Source organism: Rhodococcus sp. JCM 9793 (assembly GCF_055380405.1).
Genome location: NZ_AP043721.1, coordinates 1,195,357 through 1,212,325, shown reverse-complemented (window position 1 = coordinate 1,212,325; position 16,969 = coordinate 1,195,357). Strand labels below are relative to the sequence as shown.

The 16,969-nt window shown below is 64.9% G+C and carries 16 protein-coding genes; 3 read left to right on the top strand and 13 right to left on the bottom strand.

Annotated elements, in window-relative coordinates; all coding sequences use genetic code 11:
• Nucleotides 1–8: 8 nt before the first annotated feature.
• Entirely contained in the window at nucleotides 9–1,013 is a 1,005-nt protein-coding gene (gene fgd, locus ACZ46K_RS07850; protein ID WP_464747520.1) for a glucose-6-phosphate dehydrogenase (coenzyme-F420), read from the bottom strand.
• A 297-nt stretch (nucleotides 1,014–1,310) separates the two neighbouring features.
• Here fgd and ACZ46K_RS07845 point away from each other — a divergent pair, with 297 nt between their 5' ends.
• Entirely contained in the window at nucleotides 1,311–2,081 is a 771-nt protein-coding gene (locus tag ACZ46K_RS07845) for a DeoR/GlpR family DNA-binding transcription regulator (RefSeq protein ID WP_054807279.1), read from the top strand.
• Here ACZ46K_RS07845 and ACZ46K_RS07840 read toward each other — a convergent pair.
• The 11 genes from ACZ46K_RS07840 to ACZ46K_RS07790 form a co-directional block, all read right to left on the bottom strand.
• On the bottom strand, nucleotides 2,076–3,155 hold the full coding sequence (locus tag ACZ46K_RS07840) for an ABC transporter ATP-binding protein (protein ID WP_054807278.1): 1,080 nt from the start codon (nucleotides 3,153–3,155) through the stop codon (nucleotides 2,076–2,078). The two genes, ACZ46K_RS07845 and ACZ46K_RS07840, sit on opposite strands and share 6 nt — an antisense overlap.
• A gap of 31 nt (nucleotides 3,156–3,186) precedes the next feature.
• Nucleotides 3,187–4,515 (bottom strand): extracellular solute-binding protein, encoded by a 1,329-nt coding sequence (locus ACZ46K_RS07835; RefSeq protein ID WP_054807280.1) that lies wholly within the window; start codon nucleotides 4,513–4,515, stop codon nucleotides 3,187–3,189.
• Between the two features lie 30 nt (nucleotides 4,516–4,545).
• Nucleotides 4,546–5,439: a carbohydrate ABC transporter permease gene (locus tag ACZ46K_RS07830; RefSeq protein WP_464747518.1), complete on the bottom strand. Its 894-nt coding sequence runs from the start codon at nucleotides 5,437–5,439 to the stop codon at nucleotides 4,546–4,548.
• Nucleotides 5,436–6,362, bottom strand: a complete 927-nt coding sequence (locus tag ACZ46K_RS07825; RefSeq protein WP_054810551.1) for a carbohydrate ABC transporter permease — start codon at nucleotides 6,360–6,362, stop codon at nucleotides 5,436–5,438. The genes ACZ46K_RS07830 and ACZ46K_RS07825 overlap by 4 nt, the downstream gene beginning before the upstream one ends.
• Nucleotides 6,363–6,506: 144 nt before the next feature.
• Nucleotides 6,507–7,451, bottom strand: a complete 945-nt coding sequence (locus tag ACZ46K_RS07820) for a L,D-transpeptidase (RefSeq protein WP_464749262.1) — start codon at nucleotides 7,449–7,451, stop codon at nucleotides 6,507–6,509.
• A gap of 186 nt (nucleotides 7,452–7,637) precedes the next feature.
• On the bottom strand, nucleotides 7,638–9,317 hold the full coding sequence (locus tag ACZ46K_RS07815) for an FAD-dependent oxidoreductase (RefSeq protein WP_464747516.1): 1,680 nt from the start codon (nucleotides 9,315–9,317) through the stop codon (nucleotides 7,638–7,640).
• 123 nt (nucleotides 9,318–9,440) lie between these two features.
• On the bottom strand, nucleotides 9,441–9,665 hold the full coding sequence (locus tag ACZ46K_RS07810) for a dodecin (protein ID WP_464747514.1): 225 nt from the start codon (nucleotides 9,663–9,665) through the stop codon (nucleotides 9,441–9,443).
• A gap of 114 nt (nucleotides 9,666–9,779) precedes the next feature.
• Nucleotides 9,780–10,931, bottom strand: a complete 1,152-nt coding sequence (locus ACZ46K_RS07805) for a serine hydrolase domain-containing protein (protein ID WP_464749261.1) — start codon at nucleotides 10,929–10,931, stop codon at nucleotides 9,780–9,782.
• A gap of 169 nt (nucleotides 10,932–11,100) precedes the next feature.
• Entirely contained in the window at nucleotides 11,101–11,640 is a 540-nt protein-coding gene (locus tag ACZ46K_RS07800) for a DUF6764 family protein (RefSeq protein ID WP_464747512.1), read from the bottom strand.
• A gap of 99 nt (nucleotides 11,641–11,739) precedes the next feature.
• Nucleotides 11,740–12,813 (bottom strand): DNA polymerase domain-containing protein, encoded by a 1,074-nt coding sequence (locus ACZ46K_RS07795; RefSeq protein ID WP_054809720.1) that lies wholly within the window; start codon nucleotides 12,811–12,813, stop codon nucleotides 11,740–11,742.
• A gap of 2 nt (nucleotides 12,814–12,815) precedes the next feature.
• On the bottom strand, nucleotides 12,816–13,880 hold the full coding sequence (locus tag ACZ46K_RS07790) for an ATP-dependent DNA ligase (RefSeq protein WP_054805530.1): 1,065 nt from the start codon (nucleotides 13,878–13,880) through the stop codon (nucleotides 12,816–12,818).
• A 133-nt stretch (nucleotides 13,881–14,013) separates the two neighbouring features.
• Here ACZ46K_RS07790 and lppU point away from each other — a divergent pair, with 133 nt between their 5' ends.
• Nucleotides 14,014–14,634, top strand: a complete 621-nt coding sequence (gene lppU, locus ACZ46K_RS07785) for an LppU family putative lipoprotein (RefSeq protein WP_054805531.1) — start codon at nucleotides 14,014–14,016, stop codon at nucleotides 14,632–14,634.
• Between the two features lie 97 nt (nucleotides 14,635–14,731).
• Nucleotides 14,732–15,514, top strand: coding sequence for an exonuclease domain-containing protein (locus ACZ46K_RS07780; RefSeq protein ID WP_464747509.1), 783 nt, complete (start codon nucleotides 14,732–14,734; stop codon nucleotides 15,512–15,514).
• Nucleotides 15,515–15,536: 22 nt separating this feature from the next.
• On the opposite strand, the gene ACZ46K_RS07775 is transcribed toward ACZ46K_RS07780, so the two are convergent.
• Complete coding sequence (locus tag ACZ46K_RS07775; protein WP_464747507.1) at nucleotides 15,537–16,901, bottom strand: FAD-binding oxidoreductase; 1,365 nt, start codon at nucleotides 16,899–16,901, stop codon at nucleotides 15,537–15,539.
• Between the last annotated feature and the right edge of the window lie 68 nt (nucleotides 16,902–16,969).

The window sequence follows — 16,969 nt, the reverse complement described above, 5'->3', positions numbered from 1 at the left end:
CCGTCCGCTCAGGCCAGTGCGCGCAGCCGCGGAGCCAGATCCCGCTCGAACAACTCCAAAAACCGCCTCTGATCATGACCCGGAGCATGAAACACCAAATGATTCAACCCCGCATCCACATACGCCTTCACCTGCTCCACCGCCACATCCGGATCCGACGCCACAACCCACCGCTTCGCCACCTGCTCGATCGGCAACGCATCCGCCGCCGCCTCCATCTCCACCGGATCCTCGATACTGTGCTTCTGCTCCGCCGACAACGACAACGGCGCCCAGAACCGCGTATTCTCGAGCGCCAGTTCCGGATCCGTGTCATACGAAATCTTGATCTCGATCATCCTGTCGATCCCCGACACATCACGCCCGGCCTTCCCCGCACCCTCGGCCACCGCAGGCAACAACTTGTCCGTATACAACTCCATACCCTTACCCGAAGTACAGATGAACCCATCCCCCGCCCGACCCGCATACCGCGCCACCACCGGACCACCCGCCGCCACATACACCGGAATCCCACCCTCGGGCACGTCATAGATCGACGCCCCCACCGTCCGATAGAACTCCCCCTCGAAATCGACACGCTCCCCGGTCCACAACTCCCGCATCAACCGCACCGACTCCCGCAGACGCGCAAACCGCTCCTTGAACTCCGGCCACGCATCGCTGTACCCCGTCGCGATCTCGTTGAGCGCCTCACCGGTCCCCACCCCCAACATCACCCGCCCCGGATACAGACACCCCATCGTCGCGAACGCCTGCGCGATCACCGCCGGGTTGTACCGAAACGTCGGCGTGAGCACCGAGGTCCCCAACTGCAACCGCTCCGTGCGCTCCCCCACCGCCGTCATCCACGCCAACGAGAACGGGGCATGACCACCGTTGTGCCGCCACGGCTGGAAATGATCCGACACCGTCGCCGAATCCATCCCGTGCGCCTCGGCGAGCACCCCGAGTTCCACCAGTTCACGCGGCCCGAACTGTTCCGCTGATGCCTTGTAACCCAACTTGAGCATTGCGTGTGACCTCCGAAAGACGACGTCGTATCCGGTCGACCGAGGTCCGTACGGAAGGAACCTCGGCGGTTCCAGTGTTTCTTGGCAAACTTCTGTACTGGGCAAACTTCGAGCTCGCAAGGAACTTCTCAAAGCAGTGCGCGAGAACGCGCACGTTCTGCACGAAATCATGCACATCTTCGCGCATGAGTGTCAATATCTATGCGCATTCCGCGTGTCGGTGCGCTAAGGTCGTCACCGATCGAGAGAACCCCAACTTCGACCATCCATACCGACGCACCGATCCGAGGAGCAATCGTGTCCGCGAGCGCACGACGACGTGAGATCTTCACTCGAGTACTCGCCGACGGATACGTCGACGCGAAGACATTGTCGACGGCCCTCGGTGTCGACTCCTCCACCATCCGGCGCGACCTCGATGCGTTGGCACGCGACGGCAAGGTCGAACGCACACACGGCGGCGCGAAAGCAATCGACGGCGCATCTTTCGAAGTGCCCTACGCACTCAAACGGGACGTCCGCCGCGCCGAGAAATCGGCAATCGCCTCGGTCGCGGCCGCGCTCGTGTCCGACGGCGACAGCGTCGTCCTCGACAGCGGCTCCACCACCTACGAGGTCGCGGTCGCGCTACGAGAGAAGTCGTCGCTGACCGTGCTCACCAACGATCTCCGCATCGCGAAGTTCGTCGCGTCGTTCCCCGATGTGCGGTTGCTGGTGTCCGGGGGTGAACTGCTGGGCTCCGTCTACACACTGATCGGCGACCACGCCGTTCGATTCATGTCGCATTATTCAGCGGACTGGGCGTTCCTCGGAGCAGACGCGGTCGACCGATTCGCCGGCATCACCAACAACAACACCCTCGAAGTTCCCATCAAACGCGCCTTGATCGCCGCCGCCGCACACACGGTGGTGGTCGCCGACCATGCCAAGTTCGGGCAACGCGCCCTCGCGAAGGTGGCTGCGCTCGACGAGGTGGGCACGATCGTCACCGACTCCGGCATCAGTGGCGACCAACGCGACCTCTACGGTGACATCGTGACGATCGCCCAGGTGCCCACCGCATCATGACCTGATGCGCAGCCCGGTGTCTGCCGAAAAAAAGAAGACTTCACCGGATTTCGGAATCAGGTGGATCTCCTCACCGTTCGAGATGGGGGTGCGCCGATCCCACCGCACGACGACCTTCCCCACCCCGCCGGTCGGGTCTGCCGAGACCGCGTGGACGAACGACTCCGCGCCGAGCTCCTCGACGAGCACCGTCCGCAATGTCCACGAACCCTTCCGCCACGCACCGACGGGGGTCCACGATTCCGGTCGCACTCCCAGCACCACACGTCCCGAGTCGACCGACCGGGGCGCCGGCACCTGCAGCGCACCGAGTTTCGCCGATCCATCCTGCACTGGGACCTCGATGAGGTTCATTCCGGGTGACCCGACGAATCCCGCCACGAAAGTGTTGACGGGATCGTCGTAGAGCATGCGGGGCGACGCGACCTGCTGCAGGCGGCCGCCGTCGAGCACGGCGACCCGGTCGCCCATCGTCATCGCCTCGACCTGGTCGTGGGTGACGTACACCGTCGTGGTCTCCAGCCTGCGCTGGAGCTCGGCGATCTGAGCGCGGGTGCTCACCCGCAACTTCGCGTCGAGGTTCGACAGCGGCTCGTCCATGCAGAATACCGCCGGGTGACGAACGATGGCCCTCCCCATCGCAACTCGCTGACGCTGACCACCCGACAGCTTGCCCGGTTTGCGATCGAGCAGCTGTTCGAGTTCGAGCATCCTCGCGGCCTCGAGCACACGCTTCGTGCGCTCGGGCTTCTTCATCCCCGCGTTCTGCAACGCGAACGCCATGTTCTCGGCCACCGTCATGTTCGGGTACAGCGCGTAGTTCTGGAACACCATCGCTACATCCCGAGCCTTCGGCGGCAACCCGGTCACGTCATGCCCACCGATCTCGACGCGGCCGGAATCGACCGCCTCGAGACCGGCGAGCATGCGCAGACTCGTCGACTTCCCACATCCGGACGGACCCACCAGCACCAGGAATTCGCCGTCCGCGATCTCGAGGTCGAGCGCATCGACTGCCGGGCGGTCCGAACCGGGATAGCGGTGCGTGACGTTCCGGAAACTGATCTGGGCCACTGGGTTCGTACCTCTATCCGTGATTGTGTGCTTACAGGCTGGGGGTGATCTGACGATCGATGATCTGCTGCAACTGGTCCTGGATCTCCGCGAACGTCACTGCAACGTCGGCGTTCTGCAACGCGATCTTCTCGAGTCCGGTTCCGATCACCTGGTCGGCACCCGGAACGAACACGCGGGCGTAGTCCTGCGAGCGAGTGACGGCAAGCTGGTCGACGGCGGTGCGCGCGTTGGGGTTCTCGTCGAGGTACTTCTTCATCTCGTCGTTCTCGACCGCGGACTTACGGACCGGCATGTATCCGGTGTTCTGCGAGAAGTACGCCGTGTTGTCGCCGTTGGTGACGAAGTCGACGAACTTCAGCGCATTGGCCTTCCGCTCGTCGGAGATACCGGACGGGATCGCCAGGCCGGCACCACCGGTCGGGCAGCCGGGCCCGTCCGGTGCGGGCAGAAATGCGGTGCCGAACTCGAACGCTGCGTTGCTGGTGATACCGGACAGGTCGCCGGTGGACGCGATGGTGGACGCGAGGAGACCGGCCGAGAAGTCGTTGGCGATGTCGTTCGAGACGGACGCGTACTTCTTGGTGTGGATCATGTCCTTCAGGAAGCTCCCGGCCTCGAGGGTCTTCGAATCCGTGAACTTCAGATCCCAGCCGTCGGAGTACGCACCGCCGAAGGTCCAGATCGGGCCTTCGAAAGTCCAGCCGAGGTAGTCCGCTGCATTGCCCCAGCCGTGCGCCCATTTTCCGCCGCCGACGACTTCCTGGATGCGCGGTCCCCACTCGTCGAACTCCGCCCACGACTCGGGCCCGCGGTCGGGCAGGCCGGCCTGGGTCCACACGTCCTTGTTGTAGTAGAACAGCGGCGTCGACCGCGCGTAGGGAAGCGCGAAATGACTGCCCTCGTACAGGTAGTCGGCGAGAAGCGAGTCGACGTAGTCGCCGGTGTCGACTCCGACAGTCGAGAACAGATCGTCGAGCGGCGCGATGGCGCCGGTGATCGCATAGTTGAACCACCACACGTCGGACAGGACGACGACGTCCGGCAGGTCGCCGCCGGACAGTGCCGCGTTGAACTTCTGCGACACCTCCTCGTAGTTCTTTCCGCCGTCGATCAAATTGACCGTCAGATCGGGGTTCTGCGCCTGGAAACGGCCGATCAGTTCCTTCTCGATCTCGATGGACTTGCCCGGGTGGTTGGACCAGAAGTTGATGGTGCTCACGTCGCCGGACGCTGCCGAGCCCGATGCGCCGGATGAACCACCCGAACCGTCGCCGGTTCCCGCACACGCGGCCAGTGCCGCGCTCGTCGCGACGAGACCCGTCAGCCCCAGGAAGCCGCGCCTGTTCAAATTCGTGATGTCGATACCCATTACCAGCTCCCTGAGTGTTCAGCCTTTGACCGCACCGGAGGTGAGGCCCTTGATCATGTGTCGTTGGAGGAGAAGGAAAACCACGAGAATCGGAAGCATCGCGAGCACGGTGCCCGCCATGACCGGGCCCCAGTCGGTGACGCCGTCGTTGTTCTGGAGCAGCGTCAGCCCGATAGGCAGCGGCGCTACGGATGCATCGTCCGCCATCAGAAACGGCCAGAGGTACTCGTTCCACTCGTTGACCACGGTGATGATCGCGAACGCCACCATCGTCGGGCCCGACACCGGCAGCACGACCCGCCACAGCAACCGGAACGGGCCGGCGCCGTCCATCCGCGCGGCCTCGATGATCTCGGCCGGGATCGACAGGAAGTGGTTGCGCATCAGGAATGTCCCGAAGGCGACACCCGCGAGTGGAACGATGATGCCCTGGAATGTATTGCGCCATCCCCATTCCGCGACCAGCGCGTAGTTGGAGATGACGGTGATCTGGTTGGGTACCATCAGCGCCGCGATGATGCCGAGGAACACGATGTTCTTACCGGGGAAACGCAGGAACACCAACCCGTACGCACTGAGCACACCGAGGACGAACTTCACGCCCGCGAGGATCGATGTGATGATCACCGAGTTCCGGAGGAACGCGAAGAACTCGACGGACTGCACGGCCTCGGAGTAGTTCTGGGGATGGAACGCGGCAGGCCACCAGGTCACCGGGATCGTGTAGATGTCCGGGCGCACCTTGAATGAGGTCATGACAATCCAGTACAGGGGCAGTCCCACGATGACCAGGACACACAACATCGCGGCATAGCCGAACACCTTCACCAGACGTTCGCGTCGCGCGTGGGTTCGGGCATCCACCTGTTCGGGTTCGACGTATGTGGTGGGACGGTCGGCGAGAGCGGTCATTTCTGGTCCCCCCGATCCATGATGCGGACCTGATAGACCGTCACCGCGAGTAGCACCAGGAACATGATGGTGGCGACGGTTGCCCCGTATCCAGCGCGGAAGTTGCGGAAGGATTCATCGTAGATCTGGAACACCATCGTGGTGGTGCCGGTACCGAGCGGGCCGCCGCGCGTCATCACATTGATGATGTCGAAAACCTGGAACGAATTGAGCAGCACCGTAATCGACAGGAAGTATGTGGTCGGGCGCAGCTGCGGCAGAATGACCCTGCGGAACGTGGTCCACCCGGACGCACCGTCGATCGCTGCGGCCTCACTCAGTTCGGAACGCAGGCCCTGCAATGCGGCGAGATAGATGACGAAGGTGTAGCCGAGGTTCTTCCACAGGTAGGTGAGTGTCACCATCACCAGCGCCCAGGTCGGGTCTTGATAGAAATTGGGCGATTCGATCCCGATCCGGGCCAGAACATCCTGGACGAGACCGAAGTTCGGATCGAAGACGAACTGGAAGGCGACGCCGACAGCGGCGCCGGAGATGACGAACGGCGCGAACAGCGCGGAGCGGACGAGATTGCGGCCGATCAGCTTCCGATCGAGGAGCAGTGCGAGACCGAGCCCGAGCACCATCGAACCGATGACGGCGGCCGTAGTGAAGAAGAGTGTGTTTCCGACGATCTGCCAGGTGTCGGACCTGCCGAACCATTCGCGATAATTGTCGAGGCCGATGAACGTCGAAGTGGGGCTGGAGATGTTCCACTCGAAGAACGAGAGCCGGATGTTGTCCACCAACGGGCGATAGGTGAACAGGATCAGCAGCGCGAGGTTGGGTCCGACGAGCACCGCGAACAGCGCATAGTCGATCCATGGACGCCCGCGTAGACCGCGGCTCGTCTGCGGCAGTGTTCGTTCCGGACTCGATGGCACCGAGGCAGTCTGACCGCTATCGGCGAACTGGTGGTTACGAAAAGAAGGCGCCCCCTACCCTTCCGAGCGAATGTCTCGTTCGTCCCGAGAGAGATCGAACCGATTCATTCGCCCGGCCTGGTAGGGGGCGGAACTCAGCGCTCGCTAGAGGTTCCAGTCTCCGAGGCCGTCCCAGCCGTTGAGGACGCCACCCGCGGTGTTCTGCACGATCACCGGGTCGCCCTTGCTGGAGTTCTCGAAGAACCACTGGCCGTCTGCGGTGCTCACGTTGAGGCATCCGTGGCTGGTGTTGGTGTTGCCCTGCGCCCATTCGGACCACGGGGCGGCGTGGATGAAGATGCCGCTGTTGGACATCCGCGTCGCATATTCGACGTAGGTGCGGTAGCCCTCGGGGTCGTCGACGGGAACACCGTACGTGGACGAGTCCATGTACATCTCGCGGAATTTGTCGCCGACGATGTAGGTGCCGTTGGGGGTCTCGTGGCCCGACTTACCGAACGAGGTCGGCATCGTCCGGACCACTTCACCGTTGCGGGTGACGGTGATCGTCTTGGTGTTGTCGTCGGCCACTGTCACGAGTGCGTCGCCGATCGTGAACGACGAGTGCGAGCCGCCTGCCTGAATGTCGACGGTGGTGTGTGCGGGCCAGAATTCGAACGGCTTCCACCGCACCTGCTGATCCGACGCCCAGTAGAAGTGGCCACCGACGGCCGGCTGCGAGGTGATCTCGATAGCACGTTCGGCGGCAGCACGGTCGCCGACGGGTTCGTTGAACCGGATGATGATGGGCTGCGCGACGCCGACCGTTTCACCGGAGGACGGGTTCAGGGATGGATCCGAGAACGGCGCGGCCTGTTCCGGGGCCTTCGGGATCGGGAGTTGCGGTGCGCCCGGGATCGCCGGTGCGAGACCCTCGATCAGGTCTTCGACGCTCGGCACCTCCGGTCCGCCCGGCCACAGCGGCGCGGCAGCCGCGGGGCCGGCCATCGCGAGTGCGACTGCGCCGGCGCCCGTGAGAGCGGCGACGAAGCGGCCGACCCGGCGCGTGGCACGGTGACGACTCTTGGGCATGGACTGCTTCACAAACATCGACAAATTACCCATCGTTCGACGGTGCGTCGCGTTTTCATATCCCCGACCGCGGCGCTGGCGTACCTCGTCATTACACACACCGACCCGACGTCGAGCAATTCGGGCACCGAAGCGAATGTGCCGTTCGCTCTCCGGAAGGAGATGAACGGCACATTCGTTCGGTTCGGGTGGAGCCTATGCGCGTCAGGCCTCAGGCCTCGACGCTGCCAGCATGTCCTCGATCGAGACGAACTTCAGGCGCGACCGTCCGGACGCCTTGCCACGTGCGCGTTCCTGCTTGTCGATGGCCTGCCAGCCCTTGTAGTCGACGTACTCGGGACGACGTTCCGCGATCAGCGCGTCGAGCTTCTCCCGATCCGCGACAGGTTCGGCGAGACGGCCTGCGATGAAGTCGTCGACGAGCTGCGCGACGGTCTCGGCCGAGCACTGCTTGTTGGTGCCGATCACACCGCTCGGGCCGCGCTTGATCCAACCCGCCGTGTAGACGCCGGGGACGGGGTTGCCCGTGTCGAGGTCGACGACCTTGCCGGACTCGTTCGGAATGACGCCCTTCTTCTCGTCGAACGGAAGACCGTCGACGGGGGTGCCGCGGTATCCGATCGAGCGGAGCACAAGGCCGGTCGTGAGTGTCTCGGTCTCGCCGGTGGGACGGGCGTCCAGCCGTCCGTCGGACTCGACGAGTTCGTTGCGTTCGAGGGTGATCGACTCGACGTTGCCCTCGCCCTCGATCCCGACCGGCGACGCGAGGTACCGCAGCACGATGCGCTTGTTGTCGGGGTTCGAGGTGCCCTGTGCGTATCCCTCGACCTGGCGCATCTTGAGAGCGATCCTCGGCTCGACCTCGGGATCGTCCAGGAGGGCCTGGCTTGCCGCATCGAGTTCGATCTCGGTCGGGTCGACGATGACGTCGATATCGTGGAGCTGCCCGAGCGCGAGCAGTTCGGGGTTGGTGTACGCGGCCTGGATCGGGCCACGACGACCGACGACGACGACCTCGCGGATGTTCGAGTTCCGCAGTGCCTCGACGGCGTGCTCGGCCATGTCGGTGCGGGCGAGATCATCGGGGTTCATGACCAGGGCGCGTGCGACATCGAGTGCGACGTTGCCGTTGCCGATGATCACGGCGCGTTCGCCGGACAGGTCGAACTGCCGGTCGGCGTAGTCGGGATGGCCGTTGTACCAGGCGACGAACTCGGTGGCGGCGTGCGACCCTGCGAGGTCTTCTCCGGGCACACCGAGGTGACGGTCGCTCGATGCACCGACCGCATAGATCACGGCATGGTGGTGCGCGAGGAGCTCGTCGTGGGTGATGTGCGTACCGACCTCGACGTTGAACCAGCACTGGGTGTTCTTGTGACCGATGGCGCTACGGAAGACGTCGCCGACGCCCTTGGTGGTCTGGTGATCCGGCGCGACACCGGCACGAACCAGCCCGTACGGGGTGGGTAGACGGTCGAACATGTCGACCCGGATGCTCGAGTGCGAGACGAGTTCCTGCGCCGCGTAGCACGCGGCCGGGCCGGATCCGACGATCGCGACGCGCAGCGTTCCGAGCTCGGCCGGGATTTTCTTGCGGCTTCGCAGCTCCGGCCAGTCGGGGCCGATCGGGTACCGCTCGTAGTACGCGGCGTTGATCTCGAGGTACGGCTCCTGCTCGGGAGTGATCTCGTTGTCGGCGAAGATGGCGTCGACCGGGCATTCGTCGACACAGGCACCGCAGTCGATGCAGGTCTCCGGGTCGATGTAGAGCATCTCCGTCGTTGCGAACGGCGCCTCGTCGGGTGTCGGGTGTATGCAGTTGACCGGGCAGACTTCGACGCACGAGACGTCGTTACAACATGCCTGGGTGATCACATAAGCCACTTCGCTACCTGCCTGAGAGTGCCGGGTGGGGTCGTCGAAACCCCAGACTATAACACGTTACAGATTTGGTCGAGAATCACATTACCCAAATCCTATCAGGCCGCTACCGGTGGCGAGAATACGCTATTCGGACAATTCGTCGCCGGACTCGATCCGGAATCCGATCTTGAGCGTAACCTGCGTATGGGCGACAGCACCGTCATCGATGTGGCCGCGCGTGTTGATGACCTCGAACCATTCCAGGTGACGCGTCGTCTCCCCGGCCCGCGCGACAGCCTTGGCGATCGCGTCGTCCACCCCGACCGTCGACGATCCGACGACCTCGATCACTCGGTACACATGGCTCATGGCGCGCTCCTCACGTATCGGTACAGCATGGAATGCCCTGCTCCGGATACTGCCCGCCTCGCCCCGCTCTTCGTGCCGGAACGGGAATCTCCGCCGACCCTGAGGACCGGACGCTCACGCCTTCCTTGCCAGGTCGCGTGCGTGCGCTCCGAGTCGGGCCAGGCGCAGATCACCGAGCGGGATCGCACCGGCGCCGAGCCGGTTGGTGATGAACGCGAGCGACAGACCCGAGTCGAGGTCGGCGAAGGCTCCCGAACCACCCACTCCGTAATGTCCGAGTGCACCCCGCGGGCGCTCGGAGCTCGCGAACACGGGCTGGTGATATCCGAGTCGCCACGCCATCGGGACACCGAGGACGTAGTCGTGGCCGCGACGGCGCACCGTGTTCATCTCGGCAATCGTTTCCGGCTCCAGGAACCGCCGACCGTCGAGTACGCCCTCGGCCGCGATCGCCCCGTACATCCGTGCGAGCGAACGTGCCGTGAACACCCCGTTCCAGCCGGGCATGACCGCATCGTGCACCGCGGGGTCACGGACGAGGTCGTCGAAGCCGTCGGGCATCCCCGCCTCCGCGAGCCCGCGAGTCGGCCCGATCCTCGACAGCACCGACGCGCTCATACCCCAGCTCAGTCCCATCGGATTGATCCGGGGAAACAGCGGTGCGAGGCGGTGCCGTTCGCCGGCGGGCACCCGGTACCAGAAGTCTCCGATGCCCAGCGGCTCGGCGATCTCCTCTTCGACCACGTCGACGAACGGCTTCCCGGTGACCCGCGCAGCGATCTCCGCAACCAGCCAGCCGTAGGTCACCGCGTGGTAGCCCGATCCGCGGTGACGACGGCTGTCGGGGCGAGCCGCGGCGAGAGCGGCGACCGTCCTGTCGTAATCGAGGATTCCGTGGGTGCCGGGCACGAGACCGCGCACACGGTGCAGACCGGCGCTGTGGGTCATCACGTCGGCGACGGTGATGGAGCCCTTGCCGGCCGCCGCGAACTCCGGCCAGTACTGCGCGACCGGGGCGAAGTAGTCGATCAGGCCGCGTTCGGCGAGTCTGTGCACGACGGTCGAGGCGACACCCTTGCCCGTGGAGAACGACAGCGACATCGTGTCGCGGGTCCAGCGCCGATTGCTAGCGGCCCAACCTGCCCAGATGTCGAGGACCTTCTCACCGTGCAAGTACGCCGTGAGTGCTCCGCCGCCATGCTGCGGCTCCTTGTAGAGGGCGAAGAAGCGGTCGGCGAGCGGCAGGAACCGCTGGTCGACGTGCATCGCGGTCGGGGGGAGATCCCGAACCCCCTGCTCGTGTGAAACCTGTTCACGGTCGATCGTCCGGACGCTCATCGACACCTCCGCTCGGATGTTTCCGACACGTTACGGGTCGACCCGAGCCCGGGGAAGGCCTTACATACAGATTGTCGGCAGCCCGAGCTCTATCGGGCTACAGCGATCCGTCGGGCCGGGGTGCCGTTGTGTATCCGAAGGTTCCGTACATGACGCAGCCTTGACCGGTCGTGAAGTTCACCGCCAGTGCCATGCCTCCCACGCACAGGACCGGATCGGTGGCGTCGCCGATGAACGCCTGCGACCCCGGGCCGGTCGCCACCAACGCGGCACCCGGCTGAGCGAGCACACCGAGTGCGAGCGAGTCGGCGCCTACACCGACGGCGGCAAGCAGTCCTCCGGCACTCTCGGCAGCTCCGACACCACCGTCGAGGCCTACGGCGCCGACCCGCGCGTCCCCGCGGGAATCGGCAAATCCCACTCCGCCGCCGCCGTGGCTCCATGCACCTCCGGGCCCCTCGGTGGTCGCACCACACGCTTCGGTCCCGAGCACCTCGACGGATTCCATCGGCGCACCGGGAGGGGCCGAGCAGGTCAACGATTGCGCCGGCGCCGCAGTCAGCAGAGCACCGCCGATGGCCGCAGCCAATACCGCGCCGACTGCCGACACCCGCCCTGACATTTTCGCCCAGGTCACACCTGCGGCCCTCCCACCGTATGAAGAACTACCCTCGGGTAACAGTTTAAGGAGGTTCGCCCTGTCACGCTCCACAGCGAGGTAACAGCAGAGTCTCGGTCAGGTGTTGTTCCCGCTGTTCTTCCCACTGTTCAGCTCCCGGTCACGACTGGGTTGCACACGCTTCGGTTCGCCCGGCATCTTGGGATGGTTCGGCGGGTAGGGCAGATCACCGAGCCCCGCAGCCTCGTCGCGGTCCGCCATCTCGAGCAGCACATCGATCGAATGCGCAGCGTCATCGAGCCCGGACATCGGATCGGGTCGGCGAGCCAGTAGCTCGGGCACCGTAGCGATCGTGAAATCGTCCGGCTCCGCGTCTGCGAGTTCGTCCCACGTCAGCGGTGTCGACACCGTCGCGATCGGGGTGCGCCGCACCGAATACGCCGACGCGATGGTCTTGTCGCGCGCATTCTGGTTGAAATCGAGGAAGATCCGTTCGCCACGCTGTTCCTTCCACCACGCGGTCGTCGCGCGGTCACCGCTGCGGCGCTCTACCTCCCGCATCAATGCGATTCCGGCGCGGCGGACCCCGACGAAGTCCCATTCCGGCACGATCCGCAGATATATGTGGAGACCACGGCCACCCGACGTCTTCGGAAAACCTGTGAATCCGAGTTCGTCGAGCAGCGGACGGACCACCTCGAGCGCGACCGCGCGGGCGTCCCCGAAATCCGTCCCCGGCTGCGGGTCCAGGTCGATCCGGAGTTCATCCGGCCTGTCCGTGTCGCCGCAGCGCACTGCCCACGGATGAAACGTCACGCACCCGAGGTTCGCTGCCCACACCACATCCGCCGCCGACCGCACCCGCAGCGCATCGGCTTTACGGCCGGACGGAAAGGTGATCTCGCACGTCGCGACGTGGTCGGGACGCTTCACGGGCGCGCGTTTCTGATAGATCTCCTCCCCCTCGATGCCGTCGGGGAAACGCTGGAGATGAGTGGGTCGGTCTCGGAGCGCATCGAGAAGCGGTGCGCCCACCGACGTCGTGAGCGCCCGGTAGTACTCGACGAGGTGACGTTTGGTGCCACCCTCCGCTCCGAGGCTCGGGAAGTAGATCTTGTCCGGGTTCGACAGTCGCACCGGCACACCATCGACGTCGAGTTCCACAGCGGGGGATCGCTTCGCTGTCGCCATCGTCAGTTCTCCGTCCGGTCGAGTACATCGGCGAGGTCGTAGCGCACAGGCACCTCGAGTTGGTCGTACGTGCAGCTCTGTGGGTCGCGGTCGGGCCGCCAACGAAGGAATCTGGCCGCGTGCCGGAACCGCATCGCTGTCTCCGGCGTTCCCTCCATCTGGTCGTACGCGACTTCGAGCACCCGTTCCGGACGCAGCGGGACCCAGCTGCGGTCGGCCGCTGAACGCCACCTCGTCTGTTCACCGTCGGCGACCACGTCGTCGCCCACCCGTAGCGGTTGCAGTTCGGCGAGCAACTCCTGACGCCTGATCGTGGTGAATGCGGATGCGCCGCCGACCATCGCGAGTTCGTCGCCGTGGTACAGCCCCAGTAACAGTGAGCCGACCCCATCGATGCTCTTGTGCTTGCGGTAACCGATGAGCACGCAGTCGGCGGTCCGGGCATGCTTGAGCTTGATCATGTCGCGCTTGTCGGGGCGGTAGATGCCGTCGAGCCTCTTCGCGACCACGCCGTCGAGACCTGCGCCTTCGAACTCCTCGAACCACCGCATTGCGGTCGCCGCGTCGGTGGTCGCGGCGGTCACATGGCAACTCGGGCCGCCACCGACGGACTGCTGAAGCCGCGCACGCCGCTCGGCGAACGGCTCCTCCATGAGGTTGTCGTCGCCGAGAGCCAGCACATCGAACCCGATGAACTGCGCCGGCGTTTCCTCCGCGAGCATCGCGACACGGCTCGCCGCCGGATGGATCCGTTCCGAGAGCGCCTGCCAGTCGAGACGTGTGCGCCCGTCGCGTTCACGCGGCACGACGATCTCGCCGTCCACCGCACAGCGCTCGGGAAGCTCGGCTCGCACCCGCTCGACGAGCTCCGGGAAATACCTGGCGAGGTCCTTACCGCCGCGCGACGCGAGCACGACCTCGTCGGAATCTCGAAATACTATGGCGCGGAACCCATCCCATTTCGGTTCGTACGACCACTGTTCGGCTCCGGAATCGGGTTGCTCCGGCACCTTCGATGCGGCCTTCGCGAGCATCGGCGCTATCGGCGGAGCCACAGGCAGATCCATGCACCCCATCGTTGCATCCTGTCGTTCGTCGCGCGCTCGATGCGGTCGATCCGGGAACCGTCCGTTTCCGTCGCCCGTTCTCTACGCGGGCTCGGTAGGACCATGTCAGCGATGTTCCGTACTCTGTGCAGCCATGATCATTCTTCGCCGTGCGGCCGGCATCGCCGTCGCAGCCGTTGCCGCTGTGTCGTTGATCGCCGGATGCTCCGCTGACGTCGAATTACGTGCCGTGCCCGAGGCCGGTTCCGCAAGCTCGACGACCGCGTCCTCCACCACTTCCGCGCCCAGCACCTCACGCACAACCACGTCGGCACCCTCGACCACCTCGGGAAGCCCCTCGGCATCGGATCTCGATCTGGAGGTCGACGTCGAGATCGGCGACTGCGTCCTGCTCGGCGGCACTGTCGACGATGCAACCATCGACAACGCGACCTGCGGCACCTTCGACTCCAACTACCTCGTCGTCGACATCGTGACGACGAGCGACGAGTGCAACTCCGATCAGTCGTACTACGAGTCCGTGCGAGGCAACGAGCTCGGCGCGTTGTGCCTCGACATCGACTGGCAGGTCGACGACTGCATGGATCTCGGCGGCGAGGATCCGAAGCGGATCGACTGCTCGGATACGGCTGTCGAGGGCGAGAAGGTCACCGAGATCCTGACCGACACCACCGACGTCAACGACTGCTCCATCTCCGACAGCGGGTTCGTCTACGAGGAACGCGAGATCGTCGTGTGCTCGGATACGTTCTGACCTCGTCGTTCCCATCGCGGCGGGATGTGTCGGTACCGGCAGACACAATGCCCGTGAACCACCGACCCTGCCCGCCGCACGGATACGAGGAGTACGCATGACGCTCTGGCCCGACCGACCGCTCTGCGCGTTCGACCTCGAAACGACCGACCGCGATCCGCGGAATGCCCGCATCGTCAGCGCCTGTGTCGCGACGTTCGACGGAGAACGCATCGCCTCACGCACGTGGCTGCTCGACCCGGGTATTCCCATCCCTGCAGAGACCATCGCCATCCACGGCATCACCGACGAGCGTGCCCGCACCGACGGCATGGACTATCGCGCCGGATACCTGGAGATCCGGCAGTCGCTGCTCGACGCATGGGCGCTCGGGCACATCGTCGTCGCGTTCAATGCGAGCTACGACCTGACGGTGATGGACGCCGAAGGGAAACGACTCGGGTTCCCGGCGCTCGAGTTCGGGACAGTCGCCGACCCATATGTCATCGACCGCGAGATGGACCGCACGCGGTCGGGCAAACGAACCCTCGCGGCGGTGTGCGACGAGTACGGCGTGACGCTGACGTGCGCACACGAAGCCGAGGCGGATGCCCTCGCCGCGGGTCATCTCGTCCGAGCACTCGTCGTTCGCTTCCCTCAGCTCGCCGAGCTCGACATCATGACCGATCAAGCCGCGTGGCACGCCGAGCGGCAACGAAACTTCGCCGAATATCTGGAAGGTCTCGGTCGCGACACCACCGACGTCGACGGCAGTTGGCCACTACGCGCGGCATCGGGCGTCGGCGTTCTCGAACGCCCCGCGAGCACGGTCGCAGAGCCGTGGACGGCGCGACTTCGGCGGCTGGCCCGCGAGTTCTTCCAGCGGTTTCGCCGCAATTAGAGTTTCGCGCCGGAGCTTCGAGCTAGAGGCCCCGTCCAGGGTTGAGAATCGAGTTCGGGTCGAACGCTGCTTTCACCTTCCGCATCAACTCACGTTCCACCGACCCCACCATCCGCTCGAGGTACGGCTCCTTGAGAACTCCGATGCCGTGCTCTCCGCTGATGGTTCCGCCCAGTGCCAGGCATTCGGTCACCATGTCGTCGAAGGCCTGCTGCGCTCGCCGCGTGTGGTCCTCGTCCGCCGCGTCGAACACGATGGTGGGGTGCAGATTGCCGTCGGCTGCGTGGCCGAAGGTGCCGATCACGAGGCTGTGCTCGGCAGCGATCCGTTCGATCGCCGACAGCATTTCGGGTAACCGCGGAATCGGGACCGCGAGATCGTCGAGCAGGGTGCTGCCCTGCCGCTCGAGTGCGGTCAACGCGACTCGACGAGCCTGCATGAACTCTTCGCCCTCGATCGGATCGTCGGTGTCGTACACCTCGGTTGCCCCGGAGTCCGTGCACACATCGGCACACGTCTGAGCCTCCGCAGCGGCGTCGCTGCCGTCGCACTGGATGAGCAACAGGGCTCCGGCGGACTCGTCGAGGCCCATGTGGGTCATCGCGTCGACGGCCGCGATGGTCGTGCGATCCATCAACTCGACCAGGCAGGGTTCGACGCGGTCACGAATCGCGAGCACCGCATCGATGGCCTGTGCCGTGGTGGGGAAGTTGGCGACGACGGTCGCTGCTGCCGATGGCGCAGCCCTCAGCCTCATGGTCGCCTCGACAATGACGGCGAGTGTTCCCTCCGATCCGACGAGCAACTGGGTCAGGTTCAAGCCGGCAACATTCTTCCGGGTTGCCGCGCCCGTGTGGATGATGCGACCGTCGGCGAGCACCGCTTTGATCCGAGCCACGTGGTCGGCCGTGACACCGTACTTCGCGCAGCATGTTCCGCCGGCGTTGGTGGCGAGGTTGCCGCCGATGGACGAGATGGCGCGGCTTCCGGGGTCCGGCACGTACCAGAGTCCGTGTTCGGCAACCGCGGCAGCCAGGTCGCCGTTGATCACACCCGGCTGCACCGTTGCCGTCCGCGCAGCCGTATCGATATGGAGGATCTCGTTCAACTTCTCGACGCTGAGCACGATGCATCCGTCGAGCGCGTTCGCGGCCCCGGCCAGGCCGGTTCCTGCGCCACGCGTCACCACGGGTACACCGTGCCGGTGGGCCCACTTCATCGTTTCGACCACGTCGTCGGTGTCGCGTGCCCGGACGAGCGCCAGCGGCATTCCTGCCTCGGTCAGCAGCGACTGGTCGCGCCGGTACGCCAGCATCCGATCCGGGTCGGTGACGAGCGCGTCACCGAGTGAGCTGTGCAGGTCGTCGATGTTCGCGGTGTCAACCATTCCAATATTGTCTGACAAGTACACTGGACAGTCAAGGACGCAGGTTCATATTCGTGGGAGAATCACGC

What these genes read in the sequence shown, in the direction of transcription:
- fgd (WP_464747520.1), bottom strand. Translation starts at nt 1,013, where the DNA reads ATGCTCAAGTTGGGTTACAAGGCATCAGCGGAACAGTTCGGGCCGCGT.
- ACZ46K_RS07830 (WP_464747518.1), bottom strand. Translation starts at nt 5,439, where the DNA reads ATGACCGCTCTCGCCGACCGTCCCACCACATACGTCGAACCCGAACAG.
- ACZ46K_RS07820 (WP_464749262.1), bottom strand. Translation starts at nt 7,451, where the DNA reads ATGTTTGTGAAGCAGTCCATGCCCAAGAGTCGTCACCGTGCCACGCGC.
- ACZ46K_RS07810 (WP_464747514.1), bottom strand. Translation starts at nt 9,665, where the DNA reads ATGAGCCATGTGTACCGAGTGATCGAGGTCGTCGGATCGTCGACGGTC.
- ACZ46K_RS07805 (WP_464749261.1), bottom strand. Translation starts at nt 10,931, where the DNA reads ATGCACGTCGACCAGCGGTTCCTGCCGCTCGCCGACCGCTTCTTCGCC.
- ACZ46K_RS07795 (WP_054809720.1), bottom strand. Translation starts at nt 12,813, where the DNA reads ATGGCGACAGCGAAGCGATCCCCCGCTGTGGAACTCGACGTCGATGGT.
- ACZ46K_RS07790 (WP_054805530.1), bottom strand. Translation starts at nt 13,880, where the DNA reads ATGGATCTGCCTGTGGCTCCGCCGATAGCGCCGATGCTCGCGAAGGCC.
- lppU (WP_054805531.1), top strand. Translation starts at nt 14,014, where the DNA reads ATGATCATTCTTCGCCGTGCGGCCGGCATCGCCGTCGCAGCCGTTGCC.
- ACZ46K_RS07780 (WP_464747509.1), top strand. Translation starts at nt 14,732, where the DNA reads ATGACGCTCTGGCCCGACCGACCGCTCTGCGCGTTCGACCTCGAAACG.
- ACZ46K_RS07775 (WP_464747507.1), bottom strand. Translation starts at nt 16,901, where the DNA reads ATGGTTGACACCGCGAACATCGACGACCTGCACAGCTCACTCGGTGAC.